15 protein-coding genes are annotated in these 18,014 nt (G+C 62.7%); 9 read left to right on the top strand and 6 right to left on the bottom strand.

Annotated features, from left to right (window positions below; translation table 11 throughout):
• Positions 1–67: 67 nt before the first annotated feature.
• The 6 genes from nirB (at position 68) to rraA (ending at position 7,462) form a co-directional block, all read left to right on the top strand.
• Positions 68–2,614, top strand: a complete 2,547-nt coding sequence (nirB, locus tag AAHB08_RS10440; protein ID WP_202047644.1) for a nitrite reductase large subunit NirB — start codon at positions 68–70, stop codon at positions 2,612–2,614.
• Entirely contained in the window at positions 2,614–2,931 is a 318-nt protein-coding gene (gene nirD / locus AAHB08_RS10435; RefSeq protein WP_202047645.1) for a nitrite reductase small subunit NirD, read from the top strand. Before nirB ends, nirD begins: the two co-directional genes overlap by 1 nt.
• Before the next feature lie 52 nt (positions 2,932–2,983).
• Positions 2,984–3,790, top strand: a complete 807-nt coding sequence (gene nirC / locus AAHB08_RS10430; RefSeq protein ID WP_342058877.1) for a nitrite transporter NirC — start codon at positions 2,984–2,986, stop codon at positions 3,788–3,790.
• A gap of 12 nt (positions 3,791–3,802) precedes the next feature.
• Positions 3,803–5,209 (top strand): siroheme synthase CysG, encoded by a 1,407-nt coding sequence (cysG, locus tag AAHB08_RS10425; protein WP_342058876.1) that lies wholly within the window; start codon positions 3,803–3,805, stop codon positions 5,207–5,209.
• Between the two features lie 133 nt (positions 5,210–5,342).
• Positions 5,343–6,767 (top strand): magnesium transporter, encoded by a 1,425-nt coding sequence (mgtE, locus tag AAHB08_RS10420; RefSeq protein ID WP_342058875.1) that lies wholly within the window; start codon positions 5,343–5,345, stop codon positions 6,765–6,767.
• 209 nt (positions 6,768–6,976) lie between these two features.
• Positions 6,977–7,462, top strand: a complete 486-nt coding sequence (gene rraA / locus AAHB08_RS10415; RefSeq protein WP_005328442.1) for a ribonuclease E activity regulator RraA — start codon at positions 6,977–6,979, stop codon at positions 7,460–7,462.
• A 272-nt stretch (positions 7,463–7,734) separates the two neighbouring features.
• Here rraA and AAHB08_RS10410 read toward each other — a convergent pair whose 3' ends face one another.
• The 3 genes from AAHB08_RS10410 to AAHB08_RS10400 all read right to left on the bottom strand — a co-directional run bounded on the left by AAHB08_RS10410 (position 7,735) and on the right by AAHB08_RS10400 (position 10,246).
• Complete coding sequence (locus AAHB08_RS10410; protein ID WP_342058874.1) at positions 7,735–8,409, bottom strand: 7-cyano-7-deazaguanine/7-aminomethyl-7-deazaguanine transporter; 675 nt, start codon at positions 8,407–8,409, stop codon at positions 7,735–7,737.
• Between the two features lie 105 nt (positions 8,410–8,514).
• Entirely contained in the window at positions 8,515–8,808 is a 294-nt protein-coding gene (locus AAHB08_RS10405) for a DUF3630 family protein (protein ID WP_342058873.1), read from the bottom strand.
• A 10-nt stretch (positions 8,809–8,818) separates the two neighbouring features.
• Positions 8,819–10,246 (bottom strand): protein adenylyltransferase SelO, encoded by a 1,428-nt coding sequence (locus AAHB08_RS10400; protein ID WP_342058872.1) that lies wholly within the window; start codon positions 10,244–10,246, stop codon positions 8,819–8,821.
• A gap of 104 nt (positions 10,247–10,350) precedes the next feature.
• On the opposite strand from AAHB08_RS10400, the gene AAHB08_RS10395 reads away from it, so the two are divergent.
• Positions 10,351–10,653: a c-type cytochrome gene (locus AAHB08_RS10395; RefSeq protein ID WP_171272867.1), complete on the top strand. Its 303-nt coding sequence runs from the start codon at positions 10,351–10,353 to the stop codon at positions 10,651–10,653.
• A 108-nt stretch (positions 10,654–10,761) separates the two neighbouring features.
• Here the strand turns inward: AAHB08_RS10395 and AAHB08_RS10390 are convergent, their stop codons facing one another.
• Together AAHB08_RS10390 and recQ are read right to left on the bottom strand one after the other, a co-directional pair.
• A complete protein-coding gene (locus AAHB08_RS10390; RefSeq protein WP_265435060.1) occupies positions 10,762–10,893 on the bottom strand; it encodes an HRDC domain-containing protein in 132 nt (43 codons plus the stop codon).
• Between the two features lie 11 nt (positions 10,894–10,904).
• Positions 10,905–12,728 (bottom strand): ATP-dependent DNA helicase RecQ, encoded by a 1,824-nt coding sequence (recQ, locus tag AAHB08_RS10385; protein ID WP_342058871.1) that lies wholly within the window; start codon positions 12,726–12,728, stop codon positions 10,905–10,907.
• Between the two features lie 133 nt (positions 12,729–12,861).
• Here recQ and AAHB08_RS10380 point away from each other — a divergent pair, with 133 nt between their 5' ends.
• Complete coding sequence (locus tag AAHB08_RS10380) at positions 12,862–13,326, top strand: thioesterase family protein (RefSeq protein ID WP_162519265.1); 465 nt, start codon at positions 12,862–12,864, stop codon at positions 13,324–13,326.
• A gap of 123 nt (positions 13,327–13,449) precedes the next feature.
• Positions 13,450–13,977 (top strand): AbiTii domain-containing protein, encoded by a 528-nt coding sequence (locus AAHB08_RS10375; RefSeq protein WP_139438026.1) that lies wholly within the window; start codon positions 13,450–13,452, stop codon positions 13,975–13,977.
• A 711-nt stretch (positions 13,978–14,688) separates the two neighbouring features.
• On the opposite strand, the gene AAHB08_RS10370 is transcribed toward AAHB08_RS10375, so the two are convergent.
• The gene (locus tag AAHB08_RS10370; protein ID WP_342058870.1) at positions 14,689–17,667 is read right to left on the bottom strand and encodes a hypothetical protein; all 2,979 of its coding nucleotides are present in this window, start codon (positions 17,665–17,667) and stop codon (positions 14,689–14,691) included.
• Between the last annotated feature and the right edge of the window lie 347 nt (positions 17,668–18,014).

Here is an 18,014-nt window from a genome sequence, read left to right as displayed (position 1 = left end):
ACCGCCCCCGCCGACTCGGTAGCCTAGCCTCAGAATGATGTTTTATTACTCCAAACTTGAGGCAACTATGAGCAAAGTCAGACTGGTCGTTGTGGGCAACGGCATGGTGGGGCACCGCTTCATCGAAGAGCTGATCGAGCGGGCCGATCCGGGCCGCTACGAGATCACCGTCTTCGGTGCAGAACCCCGTCCCGCCTACGATCGTGTCCATCTATCCTCCTACTTCTCCCACCACACCAGCGAAGATCTCTCCCTCGTCAAACCCGGCTTCTACGACAAACACGGCATCCGGTTGCTGCTCGGCGAAGCGGTGAAAAAAATCGACAGGGCCAACCGCGAGGTGCACTCCAACAAGGGCACTGTGGTCGGGTACGACAAGCTGGTGCTGGCCACCGGCTCCTACCCCTGGGTGCCGCCCATCCAGGGCAGTCAGCACCACGAATGCTTCGTTTATCGCACCATAGAGGATCTGAAAGCCATCCGCAGCGCCGCCAGGAGCGGCAAGAGCGGGGTGGTGATCGGGGGCGGCCTGCTTGGCCTCGAAGCGGCCGGTGCCCTCAAGGCGCTGGGACTCGAGACCCACGTGGTGGAGTTTGCTCCTGTGCTGATGGCCGAGCAGCTCGACGGTCAGGGCGGCCAGCTGCTGCGCCGCAAGATCGAGTCCATGGGCGTGCAGGTACACACCAGCAAGAGCACCAGCGAGATCCTGATGCACGGCGGCCGCGACGCCCAGCACCGCCTCGCCTTCGCCGATGGCAGCCAGCTGGAAGTGGATGTGGTGGTCTTCTCCACCGGCATCCGCCCGCAGGACACCCTGGGCCGTTATTGCGAACTGGCCATAGCCCCGCGTGGCGGCGTGGCTGTCGACGATCACTGCCTCACCTCAGACCCGGACATCTACGCCATCGGCGAGTGCGCCGCCTGGCAGGGCCGCTTCTTCGGGCTGGTGGCGCCCGGCTACAAGATGGCCCAGATCACCGTCGACCATCTGCTCGGCGGCGACAGCCGCTTCGAAGGGGCGGACATGAGTGCCAAGCTCAAGCTGCTCGGCGTCTCCGTCGGCTCCATCGGTGATGCCCATGGCCGCACCCCGGGCAGCCACAGCTATGTCTTTCAGGATGACCAGGCTGGCGTCTACAAGAAGATAGTGGTGAACGAAGACAACAGCCGATTGCTCGGCGCCGTGCTGGTGGGTGACGTGGAAGATTACGGCAACCTGCTGCAGATGATGCTCAACGCCCTGCCGCTGCCGAGCCACCCGGACACCTTGATCCTGCCTGCCTACGCCGGTGCCAAGCCGACCCTGGGGGTGGATGCCCTGCCCGCCAGCGCCCAGATCTGCTCCTGCTTCGACGTCTCCAAGGGGGACATAGCCCAGGCGGTGGCCGAGGGTCACACCACCCTCGCCGCCATCAAGCAGCACACCAAGGCCGGTACCGGCTGTGGCGGCTGCGTGCCGCTCATCAGCCAGGTGCTCAACGCCGAGCTGGTGAAGCAGGGCATCGAGGTCAACAACCATCTCTGCGCCCACTTCCCCCACTCCCGCCAGGAGCTGTTCCACCTGGTCAAGGTGGAGGGGATCAAGAGCTTCGACGAGCTGCTGGCCAAACACGGTCAGGGCCATGGCTGCGAGGTGTGCAAACCGACCGTCGGCTCCATCCTCGCCTCCTGCTGGAACGACTATGTGCTGAGCCCGCTCAATACCCAGCTGCAGGACACCAACGACATCTTTCTCGGCAACATGCAAAAGGACGGCAGCTACTCCGTCATCCCGCGCATGGCCGGCGGTGAAGTGACGCCGGAAGGGCTGCTGGCGGTGGCCGAAGTAGCCCGCGACTACAAGCTCTACACCAAGATCACCGGCGCCCAGCGCATCGGTCTGTTCGGGGCTCAGAAGGATGACCTGCCCGCCATCTGGCGCAAACTGCTGGCGGCGGGCTTCGAGACCGGTCAGGCCTACGCCAAGGCGCTGCGCATGGCCAAGACCTGCGTCGGCAGCACCTGGTGCCGCTTCGGCGTGCAGGACAGCGTCGGCCTCGGGGTCTTCCTCGAGAACCGCTACAAGGGCATTCGCACCCCGCACAAGATGAAGTTCGGCGTCTCCGGCTGTACCCGCGAATGTGCGGAAGCCCAGGGCAAGGACGTCGGCATCATCGCCACCGACGCGGGCTGGAACCTCTATGTGGGCGGCAACGGCGGCATGAAGCCGCGTCACGCCGACCTGCTGGCTTCTGACCTCGACCGCGAAACCCTCATCAAGCTGATCGACCGCTTTATGATGTTCTACGTCACCAGCGCCGACAAACTGCAGCGCACCTCGGTCTGGCTCGGCAATCTGGAAGGGGGCGTCGACTACCTGCGCGAGGTGATAGTCCACGACAAGCTGGGGCTGGCCGACACCCTGGAACGCGACATCCAGACCCTCATCGACAGCTACGAGTGCGAATGGTCGCGCACCCTCAACGAAGAGGAAGCGCTCAAGCGTTTCAGCCACTTCATCAACAGCGACAAGCGCGACCCGGACGTTCAGTTCGTCGCCGAGCGCGACCAGCACAGGCCCGCCACCCCGGCCGAGCGCATCCCCGTCTATCAGATCGAAGTGGAGGCAAAGTGATGAAATTAGCCTGTCAACTCAACGACATACTCCCTGGCACCGGCGTCTGTGCTCTGATCGAGGGGCGTCAGATCGCCCTGTTCCGCCCGAGCGCGGCGGCCGAGGTGTTCGCCATCGACAACCGGGATCCCTTCTTCGCCGCCAACGTGCTGTCGCGTGGCATCGTAGGTGAACACGAGGGTGAGCTCTGGGTCGCCAGCCCGCTCAAGAAGCAGCACTTCCGCCTGCGCGACGGCCACTGCCTCGAGAACGCCGCCATGTCGGTGCAAAGCTATCCCGCTGAGGTGCGCGACCAGCAAGTCTGGGTCGCCGTCTAACACCATGCATATCAAGGGCTGCCCGCGGGCGGCCCTCTTGAAGGAAACAAAGATGTATACCGACACCATCAACAAGTGCGCCGCCAACGCGGCCCGCATCAATCGCTTCGAGCGCAGCGACAAGCTCGGCTTCTGGCTCAGCTCCGCCATGGCGGGGGCCTATGTGGGCCTTGGCATCATCCTGATCTTCACCCTCGGCAACCTGGTGGATCCCAGCGTGCGTCCGCTGGTGATGGGGGCCACCTTCGGCATAGCCCTGACCCTGGTGATCATCGCCGGCTCCGAGCTGTTTACCGGCCACACCATGTTCCTCACCTTCGGGGTGAAGAGCGGCAAGATCACCATGGCCGACCTGCTGCGCATCCTGCCCCAGACCTGGGCCGGCAACCTGCTCGGCTCCATAGCAGTGGCGCTGATCTACTCCTACGGCGGCAGCCTGCTGCCGGACGCGGGCAGCCTGGCCCACAAGGTGGCGCTGGCCAAGACCCAGGCACCGGCCCTGACCCTGTTCATGAAGGGCGTGCTGTGCAACTGGTTGGTCTGCCTCGCCATCTGGATGGCGCTGCGCACCGAGGGTGCCGCCAGGTTCATCGCCATCTGGTGGTGCCTGCTGGCCTTCATCGCCTCCGGCTACGAGCACTCGGTCGCCAACATGACCCTGTTCGCCCTCTCCTGGTTTGGTGCCCACTCCGAGGCCTACACCCTGGGCGGCATCGGCCACAACCTGCTGTGGGTGACGCTCGGCAACACAGTCTCCGGCGCCCTCTTCATGGGCCTCGGCTACTGGTATGCCACCCCCAAGGCGGAGCGCCCGGTCGCGGTGAGCGACGCCACCGCCAGCCAGCGCAAAGCAGCCTAATCAGGAGGCCCCATGGACTACTTGCCCATCTTTTGCCGACTCGACAACAAACCCGTGCTGCTGGTCGGCGGCGGCGAGGTAGCGGAGCGCAAGGCGCGCCTGCTGCTGGATGCCGGTGCCCAGCTCACAGTAGTCGCGCCCGAGCTCGACCCCGAGCTGGCGGAACTGGCTGCCAACGGGAGCATCGAGTGGCTGGCCGGCGAATTCGCGCCGGCGCAACTGGCGGGCAAGTGGCTGGTGGTGGCCGCCACCGATCGGCGCGAGGTGAACGCCCTGGTCTACCAGAGCGCGAACCAGGCCCGGATCTTTGCCAACGTGGTGGATGACCCGACACGCTCCAGCTTCATCATGCCGTCGATCATCGACCGCTCGCCGCTGATGGTGGCCATCTCCTCCGGCGGCAAGGCGCCGGTGCTGGCCCGGCTGCTGCGGGAAAAACTGGAAGCCCTGCTGCCCCAGCATCTGGGCGCCGTCGCGGCCTTCGCCGGCAGCCTGCGGGAGCGGGTCAAGGCCCGCTTCGCCACCATGGGAGAGCGGCGCCGCTTCTGGGAGCGGCTGCTCGGGGCGGATCGGCTCGGGCAGGCGCTGGCGCGGGGGGATGGCGCCTCGGCCAATCAGCTGGCCGACAACCTGTTTGCCGAGGAGAGCAAGGCTCACGGCGAAGTGGTGCTGGTCGGTGCCGGCCCCGGCGATCCGGGCCTGCTCACCCTGCACGCCCTGCGTCAGATGCAGCAGGCGGACGTGGTGGTCTATGACCGCCTGGTCTCGGACGAGGTGATGGCGCTGGTGCGCCGGGATGCCAGGCGCATCTTCGTCGGCAAGCAGGCGGGCAACCACTGCGTGCCCCAGGAGGGGATCAACCAGCTCTTGCTGGAGGAGGCGAAGAAGGGGCAGCGGGTGGTGCGGCTGAAGGGGGGCGACCCCTTCATCTTCGGCCGTGGCGGCGAGGAGCTGGAGACGCTGGTGGGCAGCGGCATCGGCTTCCAGGTGGTGCCGGGGATCACCGCGGCCAGTGGCTGCGCCGCCTACGCCGGTATTCCCCTGACCCACCGCGATCACGCCCAGAGCGTGCGCTTCGTCACCGCCCACGGCAAGGGGGGCGCCCGGGATCTCGACTGGCCGCTGCTGGCAAGAGACAAGCAGACCCTGGTGTTCTATATGGGGCTCTCATCCTGCGCTACCATCCGCGAGCAACTGCTGGCCCACGGCAAGGGGGGCGACACCCCGGTGGCGCTGATCGAGCGCGGCACCCAACCTAGCCAGCGGGTCATCCGTGGCACCCTGAATGAGCTGCCCGCGCTGGCGGTGGGGGTCGAGAGTCCGGCTCTTATCATGGTGGGATCCGTGGTGACCCTGGCGGACAAGCTCGCCTGGTTCGGGCAAGGATGTGCCGCAGACGCGGCCCTGGCTTCGGCCTGATATCGCTTCATATGCCAACGCCACCTCAGGGTGGCGTTTCTTTTCCTGCATTTACTGTCATAACCTCTTGTTTTGAATTTGGTATCCTATGGAGCAAGGCCATCCGGCCAACCGAATTCAGGAATCTTGCTGCATGTCTCTCCCCCCCAAGAACAGCGCCAAACAGCGTGAACACGACAGAGCCCGCATCCTCACCCTGCTGCTGGCCGACGATGCCCTCACCGACAGCCTGCTCGATCCCCAAGGGGTGCAGGACGCCGAGCTGCGGGATCAGACCAGCGAGCTGACGCGCCTGGTCAACAGCCTGCCGGCCGCCGACGTCGCCGATGCCCTGGAGTCCCTGCCGCCGGACGAGCGCCACGTGCTCTGGCAGCAGGTGGATCCGGAGCGCCACGGCCAGATCCTGGTGGAGGCGTCGGAGACGGTGTGGGACAGCCTGATCAGCGGCATGAGCGACAAGGAGTTGCTGCATGCCCTGCGTACCCTCGACATCGACGACCAGATCTATCTGGGCCAGTACCTGCCTCGCAACCTGATGGGCCGGTTGCTCACCTCCATGGCCCCCGACCAGCGCGACCGGGTACGGGAGGTGATCCGCTACGGCAAGCACACCGTCGGCGCCATGATGGACTTCGAGCTGATCACGGTACGGGCCGACATAAGCCTGGCGACTGTGCAGCGCTATCTGCGCCAGCTCGGCAAGATCCCCGCCAACACCGACAAGCTGTTCGTCACCGACAGGCGCAACCGGCTGCAGGGGGAGCTGCCGCTCACCACAGTGCTGCTGCACAGACCCGAGACCCTGGTGGCCGAGGTGATGGAGAAGGATCCGATCACCTTCGATCCGGAAGACAACGACGAGGCGGCCGCCCGTACCTTCGAGCGGGACGATCTCGTCTCCGCCGCCGTGGTGGATGGCAAGGGCAAGCTGATGGGGAGGCTCACCGTCGCCGAAGTGGTGGACCTGGTCTATGAGGAGAGCGACACCGATCTGCGCCGCATGGGGGGGATCAGCGAGGAAGAAGACGTGTTCGCCCCTGTCACCAAGGCGGTCAAGACCCGCTGGGCCTGGCTCGCCCTCAACCTCTGTACCGCCTTTGTGGCCTCCCGGGTCATAGGCCTGTTCGAGCACAGCATCTCGCAGCTGGTGGCGCTGGCGGCCCTGATGCCCATAGTCGCAGGGATTGGCGGCAACACGGGCAACCAGACCATCACCATGATAGTGCGGGCCCTGGCGCTGCAGCACATCCAGCCGGGCAACGTCTCCTTCCTGCTGTGGCGGGAGCTGGGCGTGGCGCTGATCAACGGCCTGGTGTGGGGCGGCACCATGGGGGTCGCGACCTACTTCCTCTATCAGGATGCTGCCCTGGGCGCCGTGATGACCCTCGCCATGGTGCTGAACCTGCTGGTGGCGGCCCTGATGGGGGTCATCATCCCCATGACCATGAGTCGGCTGGGGCGGGATCCGGCGGTGGGGGCCAGCGTGATGATCACCGCCATCACCGACACCGGCGGCTTCTTCATCTTCCTCGGTCTCGCGACCCTGTTCCTGCTCTAGCCCCAGATGGCAGCCACCAGGGTGTCCGGCACCCTGGTGGCCTCAGACCCCGCCAGCCCCGGATGGCAGGCCCTTGTCCCGCACAGGAATCCGGGGGCGTCGCCGCGACAAAAACGGGGATTCCCGCCTCTGGGCAAGGAATAGTCGTTGAAATGCCAACCCCACTCCTTATACTGGATCCACCTGTTTCCAGCGGTGGATCTGACACAATGGAATACAACACTTCAGAACTGTGCGACATCTATCAGGACATGGTGGATGTACTCGAACCCATGCTCTGCTCCTTCGGCGGCCGTGCCTCTTTCGGCGGCGTCATCACCACGGTCAAATGCTTCGAATCGAACGGTCTCATCCGTGAAGTCGTCAAAGAGAACGGCGTCGGTCGCGTGCTGCTGATCGACGGCGGCGGCTCCATGCGCCGGGCCCTGATCGACAGCGAGATCGCCACCACGGCGGCGGAAAACGAGTGGGAAGGCATCGTCTGCTACGGCTGCGTGCGCGAGGTCGACATCCTGGAAGATCTCGACATCGGCATCCAGGCCCTGGCCGCCATCCCGGTCGGTGCCGACCACAAGGATGTGGGAGAGACGGATCTGCCAGTCAACTTCGGCGGTGTCACCTTCCTGCCGGACGATCACCTCTACGCCGACACCACAGGGGTGATCCTCTCCCCCGATGCGCTCGACATCGAATAAGCCGACACAGACTGAAGATGGGAGCCTTGGCTCCCATTTTTTATGGCTGCAACTTGCTGAAAAACAGACAAAAAAAGAGGGCCAGTAAACAACTGGCCCCTTAACTGGAAGCAATGTGAGCAATGTCGTGCCTTCACAAGAAGTCCATCACGTTGGAACAAATGAAGTCTTTCCCGGAAAACAAGGTAACAATAATCATTCTCATTTAACTGTGCAAGCCTTATTTGTAAAATGTGCAAAAAAAATGACCACCGCGCGGGTGGTCATTCTCGTCAGGCTTGTCGTGTGGCCGTTTGCAGACTGGCCAGGCCGGCCTCCCCCACCAGCTTGCGGCTGAGGTAGCGCAGCAGCACGCCGTAGAGTGGCACGAACAATCCCAGGCTTATCAGCAGCTTGAACACGTAATCCACGGTCGCGATCTCGACCCAGTGCTCGGCCATGAAGGGATCCGTGCTGCGCCAGAAGGCGATGCTGAAGAAGGCGATGGTATCCACCAGGTTGCCGAACAGGGTCGAGGCGGCCGGTGCCACCCACCAGGCCCTGAGCAGCCTCAGGCGGTTGAACACCACCACGTCCATGAACTGGCCCACTAGGTAGGCCATAAAGCTGGCTAACGCAATCCGGGCAACAAAGAGGTTGAACTCCGCCAGGTTGCCCATGCCCTGATAACTGCCTTCGAAGAAGAGCACGGAGAGCACATAGGAAACGGCCAGGGCCGGCAGCATCACGGTCTGGATGATCTTGCGGGCCAGTCCGGCGCCGAAGATCCGCACCGTCAGATCGGTGGCCAGGAAGATGAACGGGAAGCTGAAGGCACCCCAGGTGGTGTGGAAGCCAAAGATGGTGATCGGCAGCTGCACCAGGTAGTTGCTGCTGGCGATGATCAGGATGTGGAACAACGAGAGACGCACCAGCGCCGTCTGGTGCTGAGCAAGGGTCAGATTCATGTTGTGACCTTTTTGGTTAATGGGGTTAGGGAACCCATACCGCCACCATGGCGATAATTGAGGGGCGAGATTATACGCCCCGACGCGGATAGTTCAATCCTTATGCTATGAGGTGGCTGAGTGCTGACGGCCGAGCCAGAGCACCACCTCCCTGTAGTCCGGGTGCGTCGCCTCCAGCCAGCAGCCGCTGTGCTGCTCATACTCCAGCCGCAACCGGCTGCCTTCGAACTCCAGCAGCCAGCTGTGGCGATCCGCGCCCCACTCCCGCTCGAGTGCCGCCAGTTCCCACTCCTGCAGCAAGGCCTCGGCAAGAGCCGGGAAGTTGTCCCAGTCAAGGCCCGGGCAGGCCAGCAACACCACCCCGGCCTCCCGATCCATCTGCATGACACGCCAGTTCATCTGTTGTTCCTCAACTGCTGCAAGAGAGCTCGCCACCGCAATACCACTGGGGCACCGGGGTCGCCAGATCCTCGTATTCCGGCTGCTCGTCATAGGGGCGCTGCAGGGCGGCAAACAGCCGCTCGAACGGCGCCATGTTCCCCGTCTCGGCGGCGTCTATCACCTGCTGGGCCAGGGCATTGCGCAGCACGTACTTGGGATTGACGGCATCCATCCGCACCTTGCGCGCCGCATCCTGGCTCCCTTCACGGACCAGCCGGGCCCGATAGGTTTCGAGCCACTCCTGCCAGGCGGCCGGGTCCGGCAACAGCGCCAGCAGGGAGGCGGGCCACTCCCCCTGGGTGGTCAGCTCACCCAGGCGACGCAGGAAGAGGTGATAGTCCACCCGATGTGCCGCCAGCGACTGGAACAGCTGGCGGAACAGGGCAGGATCTTCATCCTCCCAGGTCTCCAGGCCAAGCCGGGCGCGCATCAGTTCGGAGTAGTGCAGCATCAGCTGATGCTCGTACTGGGCCAGGGCCGCCGCCAGCGCATCCCCATCGATGTGGCCAGCCAGCGCCTGGGCCAGCTTCTGCAGGTTCCAGTAACCCACCGCCGGCTGCTGATCCAGGGCGTAGCGGCCACCCGGATCCGAGTGGTTGCAGACAAAGTCCGGCACATAGGCGTCGATGAAACCGTAGGGGCCGTAATCCAGGGTCAGCCCGAGCAGGGACATGTTGTCTGTGTTCATCACCCCGTGACAGAAGCCCGCCGCCTGCCACTTGGCGATGAGGCGCGCGGTGCGCCGCACCACCTCGGCGAACAGCTCGGCACCGCTTTCCAGTTCGGGGAAGTGGTGACGCAGCAGATAATCGATGAGAGCCGGTATCTTCTCCCCCTGGCCGCTCCAGGCGAAGTACTCGAAGTGACCGAAGCGCAGGTGACTGGGCGCTGTGCGCAGCACTGTCGCCCCGCTCTCGACCTGCTCCCGGTAGACGGGTTCGTCACTGCCCACCAGCACCAGGGCCCGGGTGGTCGGAATGCCGAGGGCATGGAGCGCCTCTGAGGCGAGGTATTCGCGGATGCTGGAGCGCAGCACGGCGCGGCCGTCGCCGAAGCGGGAAAACGGCGTCTTGCCCGCCCCCTTCAGGTGCAGATCCCAGCGCTGGCCATCCGGCGCCTGCTGCTCCCCCAGCAGCAGGGCGCGGCCATCCCCCAGGCGCGGGCTGTAACCGCCAAACTGATGCCCCGCATAGACCTGGGCCACCGGCTGCATGCCCGGCAACGGCTGCCCCAGTCCGCAGCAGGCGAGCCAGTCTGCCTCGCTCACCTCACCGAGCCCCAGCGCCCCAAGCAGTGCACGGTTCAGATGCAGCAACCTGGGGGCATGCAACGGCTGGGGGACCACGGGCTCGCAGGCCCAGGGCAGTTCGGTGGCGAAAGTGTTGATCAACTTCATGGTGATGGGGGTTGTCCCTGCGTATGCTCGTGTCACTCTTTATACCGCCGTCTGCCCGCACAGGCTAACAGGCGATCGCGCTATTTCATTTCACGGAGAAAACAATGCAAAAATGGATATATGCCCTGCCCCTGCTGGCACTGGCCTGGGGACATCAGGTCAAGGCCGCCGACATCGAAGCGGGCAAGGCCAAGGCGACTGTCTGCGCCGCCTGTCATGGGGTGGATGGCAAGGCGAGTGTCCCCGTCTATCCCCATCTGGCCGGACAGAACTCTGCCTATCTGCTGAAACAGATGAAAGCCTTCAAGGAGGGCAGCCGCACCGAGCCCCTGATGGCACCCTTCATGGCGATGCTGACCGAGGCGGATATGGAGAACCTGGCGGCCTATTACGCCAGCCTGAAATAACCGGCCTTACCCAGGCAACCCGGCCCTTTCTTGCAAAGAGGACCTTCCTTTACAGAGAGAGGCGTAAAAGTGCCCCTCCATTCTCGAGGGGAAGGCTGGGGTCACTTCCTAGCGGCGGCAATACTCGATGATAAGGTCCATAAAGGCTTCACCGAAGCGCTCCAGCTTGCGGTGGCCTACACCGTTGATGGCCAGCATCTCGTCCTCGGTCATCGGCATCGCCGCTGACCCCAACTCCACCAGGGTCGACCCTAGCGGCGGCAATACTCGATGATAAGGTCCATAAAGGCCTCGCCGAAGCGCTCCAGCTTGCGGTGACCGACACCATTGATGGCCAGCATCTCGTCCTCGGTCATCGGCATCAGCTGGGCCATCTCCACCAGGGTGGCGTCGTTGAACACCACGTAGGGCGGCACCTCTTCATCCTCGGCGATCTGCTTGCGCAGGCCGCGCAGCTCCTTGAACAGCCGCTTGTCGTAGTTGGCATTGTCGAGCAGGCCGCTGCGCTTCTCCTTGCGGCTGGAGATGGGCTGCAGCCGCGGCACCGCCAGGGCCAGCGTCGTCTCGCCACGCAGCACGGGGCGGGCCGCCTCGGTCAGCTGCAGCACCAGGTTGCGGGTGATGTTCTGGGTCAGCAGCCCCTTGTGGATCAGCTGGCGGATCACGCTCATCCAGTATTCGTGGCTCTGATCCTTGCCGATGCCGTAGGTCGACAGCTTGTCGTGACCGTGATCCTTGATGCGCTGGTTGAGCGAGCCCCTGAGCACTTCCACCACATAACCCACCCCGAAGGCCTGCCCCACCCGCCAGACGCAGGAGAGCGCCTTCTGGGCATCTTCGGTGCCGTCATAGCTCTTGGGGGGATCCAGGCAGATGTCGCAGTTGCCGCACGGCTTGTCGTTGTACTCGCCAAAATAGTTGAGCAGCACCTGACGGCGGCAGGTCTGCGCCTCGGCGAAGGCCGCCATCACGTTGAGCTTGTACTGCTCCACCTGCAACTGCTGGGGATTCTCTATGTTGTCGAGCAGGCGCCGCACCCGGCCTATGTCGGCGGGATCGTAGAGCAGCAGCGCCTCGGCGGGGGTACCGTCACGACCGGCACGGCCGGTCTCCTGATAGTAGGATTCGATGTTCTTCGGAATGTCGTAGTGCACCACGAAGCGCACGTTGGGCTTGTCGATCCCCATGCCGAACGCCACCGTCGCCACCACTATCTCGACGTCGTCCTTGAGGAAGGCATCCTGGGTGCGCAGCCGCTGATCCAGCGGCAGGCCCGCATGATAGGGCGCCGCCTTGCAGCCATGGCGGGAGAGCCGCTCAGCGACCTCTTCCACCCGGTTGCGACTGGAGCAGTAGACGATACCGCAGTTGCCCTTCTGGCTCTGCACGTAGCGCAGCAACTGTTCCGCTCCCTTGAACTTCTCCACCAGGCTGTAGCGGATGTTGGGCCTGTCGAAGCTGGCGGTGTGGATAAAGGGATCCTGCAGTTCGAGGCGATGCAGCATGTCGCTGCGGGTCGCCTCGTCGGCGGTGGCGGTGAGCGCCACCACGGGCACCTGGGGGAACCACTGCTTGAGCCGCCCCAGCGCCGCGTATTCGGGGCGAAAATCGTGGCCCCACTGGGAGACGCAGTGGGCCTCGTCGATGGCGAACAGCCCGAGGGGCAGCTCTGCCAATCGATCCAGAAACTCGTGCTGCAGCAGCCGTTCGGGGGAGACATAGACCAGCTTGATCTCGCCGCGGCGCATGGCGGCAAAGTTCTGGATCATCTCCTCCCGGCTCAGGGCCGAGTTGATGTAGACGGCCGCCACACCGTTGGCGCGCAGGCTGTCGACCTGATCCTTCATCAGCGAGATAAGGGGGGAGACCACCACCCCGAGACCGGGCCGCAGCAGGGCCGGGATCTGGTAGCAGAGCGACTTGCCGCCACCGGTGGGCTTGAGCACCAGGGCATCGCGCCCCGCCACTATCTGTTCGATGATCTCGAGCTGGCCCGGCCGAAATTGCTGGTAGCCGAAGACCGCCTGCAGCAGGGCAAGGGGGGTATCGGGCAAGGTGTCGGCAATGGCGGTCATGGGCTCTCCTTTGGGGTCGCCATTCTAAAGCAGCCGCCGCCCACAATAAACCTGCCATTGCGACTGTTAAGGAAGTGTTGCAGACTGGCTGGAGTTTTTACTCGGCTTTGATGACAGGGATCGGTATCAGAGAATGAAACAGATGTTGAAGAAGATGGCGCTCAGTGGCATTGCCAACCTGTTCGCCGAGAAGATGCCGTTCAACAAGCTCATCGGCATGCAGGTGACCCACTATGACTTCGAGAAGGTGGAGCTGCGCATCAAGATGGATGACAAGCTGATCGGCAACCCCTTTCACAACATACTGCACGGCGGCGTCACCGCCAGCCTGCTGGACGTGGCGGGCGGCATGATAGTCGCCGCCTCCTGCATCGACGAGCTGGAGGACTTCTCCCCCAGCTACCTCAAGGAGCGCTTCTCCCGCCTCGGCACCATAGACCTAAGGGTCGACTACCTGCGGCCCGGTCGCGGCAACGAGTTCATCGCCACCGCCCACATCATTCGGGCAGGCAGCAAGGTCGCCGTCGCCCGTATGGAACTGCACAACGAAGAGGGGACTCATATCGCCTTTGGTACCGGCACCTACCTGGTCGGCTAATGGCCTTTATTGCATAAAAAGTGCGCTTCTAAGCTGATTTTAATCATTAGAATAGTTACCCCCGCCACCGGTCAGGGTCCATACTGAAAGTCGGGATTGTGTGCAGAGGGAGGATTGCAGACGATGAGCGCGATGCTGGCTACCCAACCATCCAGAGCCTTGTTGACACAGCTCGAGTCCATGCGCGAAGAAGTGCAGACGCCAGAGTGCCGTCACTGGTTGGAACAGGAGCTGGAGGGGTATTCTCTCTGTTCACCCCTGCCTTGGTATCGCATCATTGCCTGTCGGCAACGCGGTCACTTCCTGAATCTGAAGACGGGGAAATATCTGACTTGCCATATCGGCAGCCAAACGCTAAGCCAACGCGACCTGGCCCAAGTTCAGTTCATCTATGCCCGTGAACCCGCCGCCCACTATTTACTGCGTCATGATTCCCATATCGAGCCCTGGCCAGAACAGCTGCTGGAAGCGTATCGAGAGCAGTTGATCCCCGGCCATCTCTGCCTGCAGGCCTGGCACGAGCCCGTGTCTTCTCTGCGGTCACAACTGATGGAGGGAATAGCACATTTCATCAGCGAGTACCCCAAGCATGCGGCTCTGCAAACTCAGCACGGCTTCAAGGCATTGCGGCATCAACACTGGCATATCTGATCATGCGCCCGGGGCGCAAGGAGGGCACCATCGACAAGACCCACAACGAGATTGCCACAATCTAGAGTGCCGGAGTCAGGATCAGACTCCACCTGTGGGGCCACCGAGCGGTGGCCCTTTTAATGGGCGACATTCAGCACCGGACCATCTCCCCTGCATACCGACCATGCGTCTGCCAATCACGGCCAAGGCAAATAGCCCAATGCGAAGGACAGCTCATTGAACCCCATGGTATGCACCCAAGCGGAGCTGCATGGTGAGCCACGGGAAGACGGCTCTTTGAGAGCTTGCTCGATCTGCGCCTCGATGGCCTAGGGGTCTATGAACTGACGGCCTGTACTGCTGCATTGCTTCCATTGCCTCCGCAACATGTGCCATGGCACCAAGGCATCAGCCATGGCAATCAACTGCCTGGCCCTGAGCTGGCATGCAAGCTTGACGCTCACCTCATCGGGGTGCACCTATGGGCGATGCCCCTTCCGTCTGACCAGGCCCACTCTCGATAGCAAGTCCCATAACGCCCGACATACCAACACCATGTTCCTGCTGCTCCGCGTCATCGCGTCCTGTCTTTGGCATCGGGCATGAGCAGTGCGGTCACACCGGTTGTGCCACAAGCACAGGCGCCAATGGCCTTCGCTGAGGAGCGCAGACAGAGAAGAGGGGCCCGCTTGTGCGGGCCCCTCGGTTGAGCGCAACGATGCTACGCCGTTACGGTCCAGTGCACAGATAGTTGTTGTTGTACTGGTCCAGCGTCGTGGCGAGGTTGTTCGCCTCGGTCGCGAATTGGCCCTTCTTCGGATAATCCCCCATCCCGGTGAAGTTCACCGCGTAGCTGGGTGGCGGTCCATCAAGAATGGCTTGGCCCGCAACCATAGCCGTGACGGCATTCGGACACTGACCCGCCCCGGCTTGTACGTTCAACTTCGCAGCCAGCAGTTGCGCCGCCATGTTGAACGCCGGATCACTCGACTTCTGCTTGCCGCTCCCGACATCCTGCTTGCTCAGGATGCGTACGGCCTCCTGGCAGGTATCCACGAACAGCTTACCGATATAGACACCGCCACCGGCAAAGGAGGCCAGCGTCTGATCAAGCACGGGTTCCTGTTTGCCATTGGATTTGGCGCAGGACGCCCAGTTCCGCCAGAAACCTATGGTCAATGCACGGCCGCCTGGGGGCGGTGTGTTGTCGATATTGAACACCTTTGTCTCGCCCGGACCCACCTCGAAGTTGCCACAGAGAATACTGTTGTCGACATTCGGGTTGATGACGACGCCATCCGGTGGCATGAACGCATTCGGAACAAAGTTTCCGAAGTTGCTGAGCCACCCCGGACCCACGATCTCGCAGATCTGATAGGTCTGGCCCGGGATGAGCTCCTGCGTAAATGCCAGGATGCCGCCGTTCCCGGCATTGGCCGACATCGACTCCAGAGTCTCGCCGACGGAGAAGGTGGTAGCCCCCTGCCGCAGCACGAAGGTGAACGAATAGCTGCCCAAGTCGGGAAGTCCGTTCATGGTCTTGAGAACCTGTGCCCTGCCGCGTTCACGGTTAAGGAACGAACAGGAGAAGACCTTGCCTGCATCTTCCGGATAGTCGACCACAAAGTCGCAGACCTTGTCCTGGATCGGCGAGTCCGGATTGGCCGAAATCAGATCCCAACCCGTCTTGGTCGTCTCCACCACGGTATAGGTACCCTCGGCGGTGAGGAGCAGATCGAGGCCAGCGCTCTGGAACTTGCTATAGCCCGCACCCGCACCGACGTCTTGCGTACTCAACAGCCCACCGCCCGGACCATACAACTTGAAGGTCCAGTAATAGTCGTCATCCGAGTTTTCGAGTGCCGGCTCCGTGGTCTTCTGCACCTGCGCCTTGGCAGGCTCGTCTGTCGGTTCGTTCAGGAAGTCGACGGTTGCCGCACAATGGGTCGCGATGCCGTCTTCGAGCTGGAGATCCACCGTCCTCGGGTTCGGATACTCGGCTGGATCGCGCGGGTCAGCCAGACCGACAGGGACGCCAATGTCGCTGCCTGCGGCAAAGAACACGCTGCTCACCTCTTCGACATAATAGGTGTCGGGAACCAGGCCCCACGCCGTGACGGATTGCGTCGTCACGCCTCCTCCCGTGAAGGTAATGACCTTGGTCTTGCTGAACGACTCGTCATTGGCACGGGTAATGTGGAATGTTATCTCGAGTTTCTCACCCGCATCCAGGAAGTTGGGAATGCTCTTCTGGATCGTGAGCTTGGCCTTGGCCGAGGAAGCGATCGGGATCTGCAGCTCGTTGGTGCTGGCCGCAAATCCGTCCGAGGCGGTCAGGTAGGCGGTGTCTCTCAACATGCCCGTCGTGACGCGCTTGGGATCGTCGAGATAAACCATCTTCTCAAAGGTGATGGAACCACTGTCTGTCTGGCCAGTCGTCTGCCACCCTACCTCGCCGTCCGTCTGCGTGTCCGCCAGGTAGCCATCCAGGAAGTCGCCGAACGACGGCACCCCGACCGCATACATCAGACCCACTCCGTCGATCTCCTCCACGTCCTTGATGGTCGTCGACGCATTCGTGACCTCGCCCTGCTGGATCTGGGCGTTCGCGACCGCCGTCGTGGTGCCCGGAACCGGGATGCCGGTTGCCTTATCCGTATAGGTCCCTGACACCTCGTTGTGCAGCCAGTCACCGACCTTGCCCGCCGTCGCTGCGTCGAATTCGACCGTGAATTCGGCGACCATGCCATTGAAGCCGGCAGCGAGGTCGAATGGACCCTCGTTATAGGTGTCGAGCAGGGTACCGGTGTTGTCCGATCCCTTGTACAACTTGTCGGTCAACTCGACGGTGATCGTACGCGCGGCTGGATTCTTCGCATTCAACACTATGTTGACCGCAACCTTGCCACCGATGACTTCCGCCTTGGTCCAGGTGACAGTGATCTGGACGGGAAGGGAGGTCGGCGCATCGCTGCGGCAGACGTTGCCAAAGTCCAGCGAATCTTCGGTCCCCTTGGAGATATTCCAGGTCTGCTCTGCGCCCTGGTGGGCCGTCATCGTCTTGGAAATCTCCTGCGGCTCTATCTCCTTCACCGGGATGGAGACGTCGCGTGCACCAGCCCCTCCGGTGTCGAGATCCTCGGCCAGGAGATTGGCGTGCAGCGATGACCCCGGAAACAGGTGCGACCCCAGGGCCAACCGGCCGTAGTAGTCATAGACACAGGTGGTATTTTTCGCCTGTGTGACCGTGATCAGCCGGTAAATCGAGACGTCGGTTCCGCCAATGCCGGGATCCAATTCCGTTTGCGGCGTCGACTGGGCTGCCGCACAGGACGCACTCGACTTGCCCACATTCAGCACCGGGACCGAAATAATGTCATATCCGGGTTTGCCTGCATCCTCGTTGTCCAGTACCACGCCAAGGGTGTACATCTGGCTGGCAGGGGCGGAGTTGCCGGCCTGCAGCGTGATGCGATAAGGAACGAGGTCGAGTTCGTTCCACGTCTTGCCTAGGTTACCAGTGGTGTAGTCCGCGTCGGGGCAGATAAAGGGACCGCCATCGGGGAAGGTGAAGTTCGCGTCTTTGCGACACCCCTCCAAGGTAGTCTGCACCCCAACGGGATCGGCGGCCTGCGCCGGCGGCGTGCCGAGCAGCCCGAGCGTGAGCAGGGCTCCCAGCGTCGTCTTCCATCGTTTGCTGACGAACATGTCGATGTCTCCTTGACGTTGTCCTTGTGTGGCCGGGTAGCATCGTTCGACACGAGCACCCACGACCGCCGGTCGTCATGACGAGAGCGATAGAGCAAGTCGTGTGCCAGTGAATGTGAGGTGCAAAAACAAGGGGTTACGGAGATCTGCCGCCGGACGTGTCACAGGCATGAAACACATGGCACCGAACGATCCGTCGGGACGGGCCACAAGTCGTTGATAACTGGACCAAACGAACATGGTGCATGATGTATCGCGATTGATACTCGCGGTGCCGGTGCCTGACGCACCCTGCCCCGTCGAGCGACCACGGCAGGGGTGCCCGCGACTTGAAAGTGGTCTGTCAA

Source organism: Aeromonas sp. OTU364 (assembly GCF_038440395.1).
Lineage (GTDB): Bacteria > Pseudomonadota > Gammaproteobacteria > Enterobacterales > Aeromonadaceae > Aeromonas.
This window is presented reverse-complemented; position numbering and strand designations above follow the sequence as displayed.

Bases quoted from the DNA above. Each gene is read 5' to 3' on its own strand.
- nirD (WP_202047645.1), top strand. From the start codon at position 2,614: ATGAAATTAGCCTGTCAACTCAACGACATACTCCCTGGCACCGGCGTC.
- AAHB08_RS10410 (WP_342058874.1), bottom strand. From the start codon at position 8,409: ATGAATCTGACCCTTGCTCAGCACCAGACGGCGCTGGTGCGTCTCTCG.
- AAHB08_RS10400 (WP_342058872.1), bottom strand. From the start codon at position 10,246: ATGAAGTTGATCAACACTTTCGCCACCGAACTGCCCTGGGCCTGCGAG.
- recQ (WP_342058871.1), bottom strand. From the start codon at position 12,728: ATGACCGCCATTGCCGACACCTTGCCCGATACCCCCCTTGCCCTGCTG.
- nirC (WP_342058877.1), top strand. From the start codon at position 2,984: ATGTATACCGACACCATCAACAAGTGCGCCGCCAACGCGGCCCGCATC.
- AAHB08_RS10370 (WP_342058870.1), bottom strand. From the start codon at position 17,667: ATGTTCGTCAGCAAACGATGGAAGACGACGCTGGGAGCCCTGCTCACG.
- nirB (WP_202047644.1), top strand. From the start codon at position 68: ATGAGCAAAGTCAGACTGGTCGTTGTGGGCAACGGCATGGTGGGGCAC.
- rraA (WP_005328442.1), top strand. From the start codon at position 6,977: ATGGAATACAACACTTCAGAACTGTGCGACATCTATCAGGACATGGTG.
- AAHB08_RS10375 (WP_139438026.1), top strand. From the start codon at position 13,450: ATGAGCGCGATGCTGGCTACCCAACCATCCAGAGCCTTGTTGACACAG.
- AAHB08_RS10380 (WP_162519265.1), top strand. From the start codon at position 12,862: ATGAAACAGATGTTGAAGAAGATGGCGCTCAGTGGCATTGCCAACCTG.
- AAHB08_RS10395 (WP_171272867.1), top strand. From the start codon at position 10,351: ATGCAAAAATGGATATATGCCCTGCCCCTGCTGGCACTGGCCTGGGGA.
- mgtE (WP_342058875.1), top strand. From the start codon at position 5,343: ATGTCTCTCCCCCCCAAGAACAGCGCCAAACAGCGTGAACACGACAGA.
- AAHB08_RS10405 (WP_342058873.1), bottom strand. From the start codon at position 8,808: ATGAACTGGCGTGTCATGCAGATGGATCGGGAGGCCGGGGTGGTGTTG.
- cysG (WP_342058876.1), top strand. From the start codon at position 3,803: ATGGACTACTTGCCCATCTTTTGCCGACTCGACAACAAACCCGTGCTG.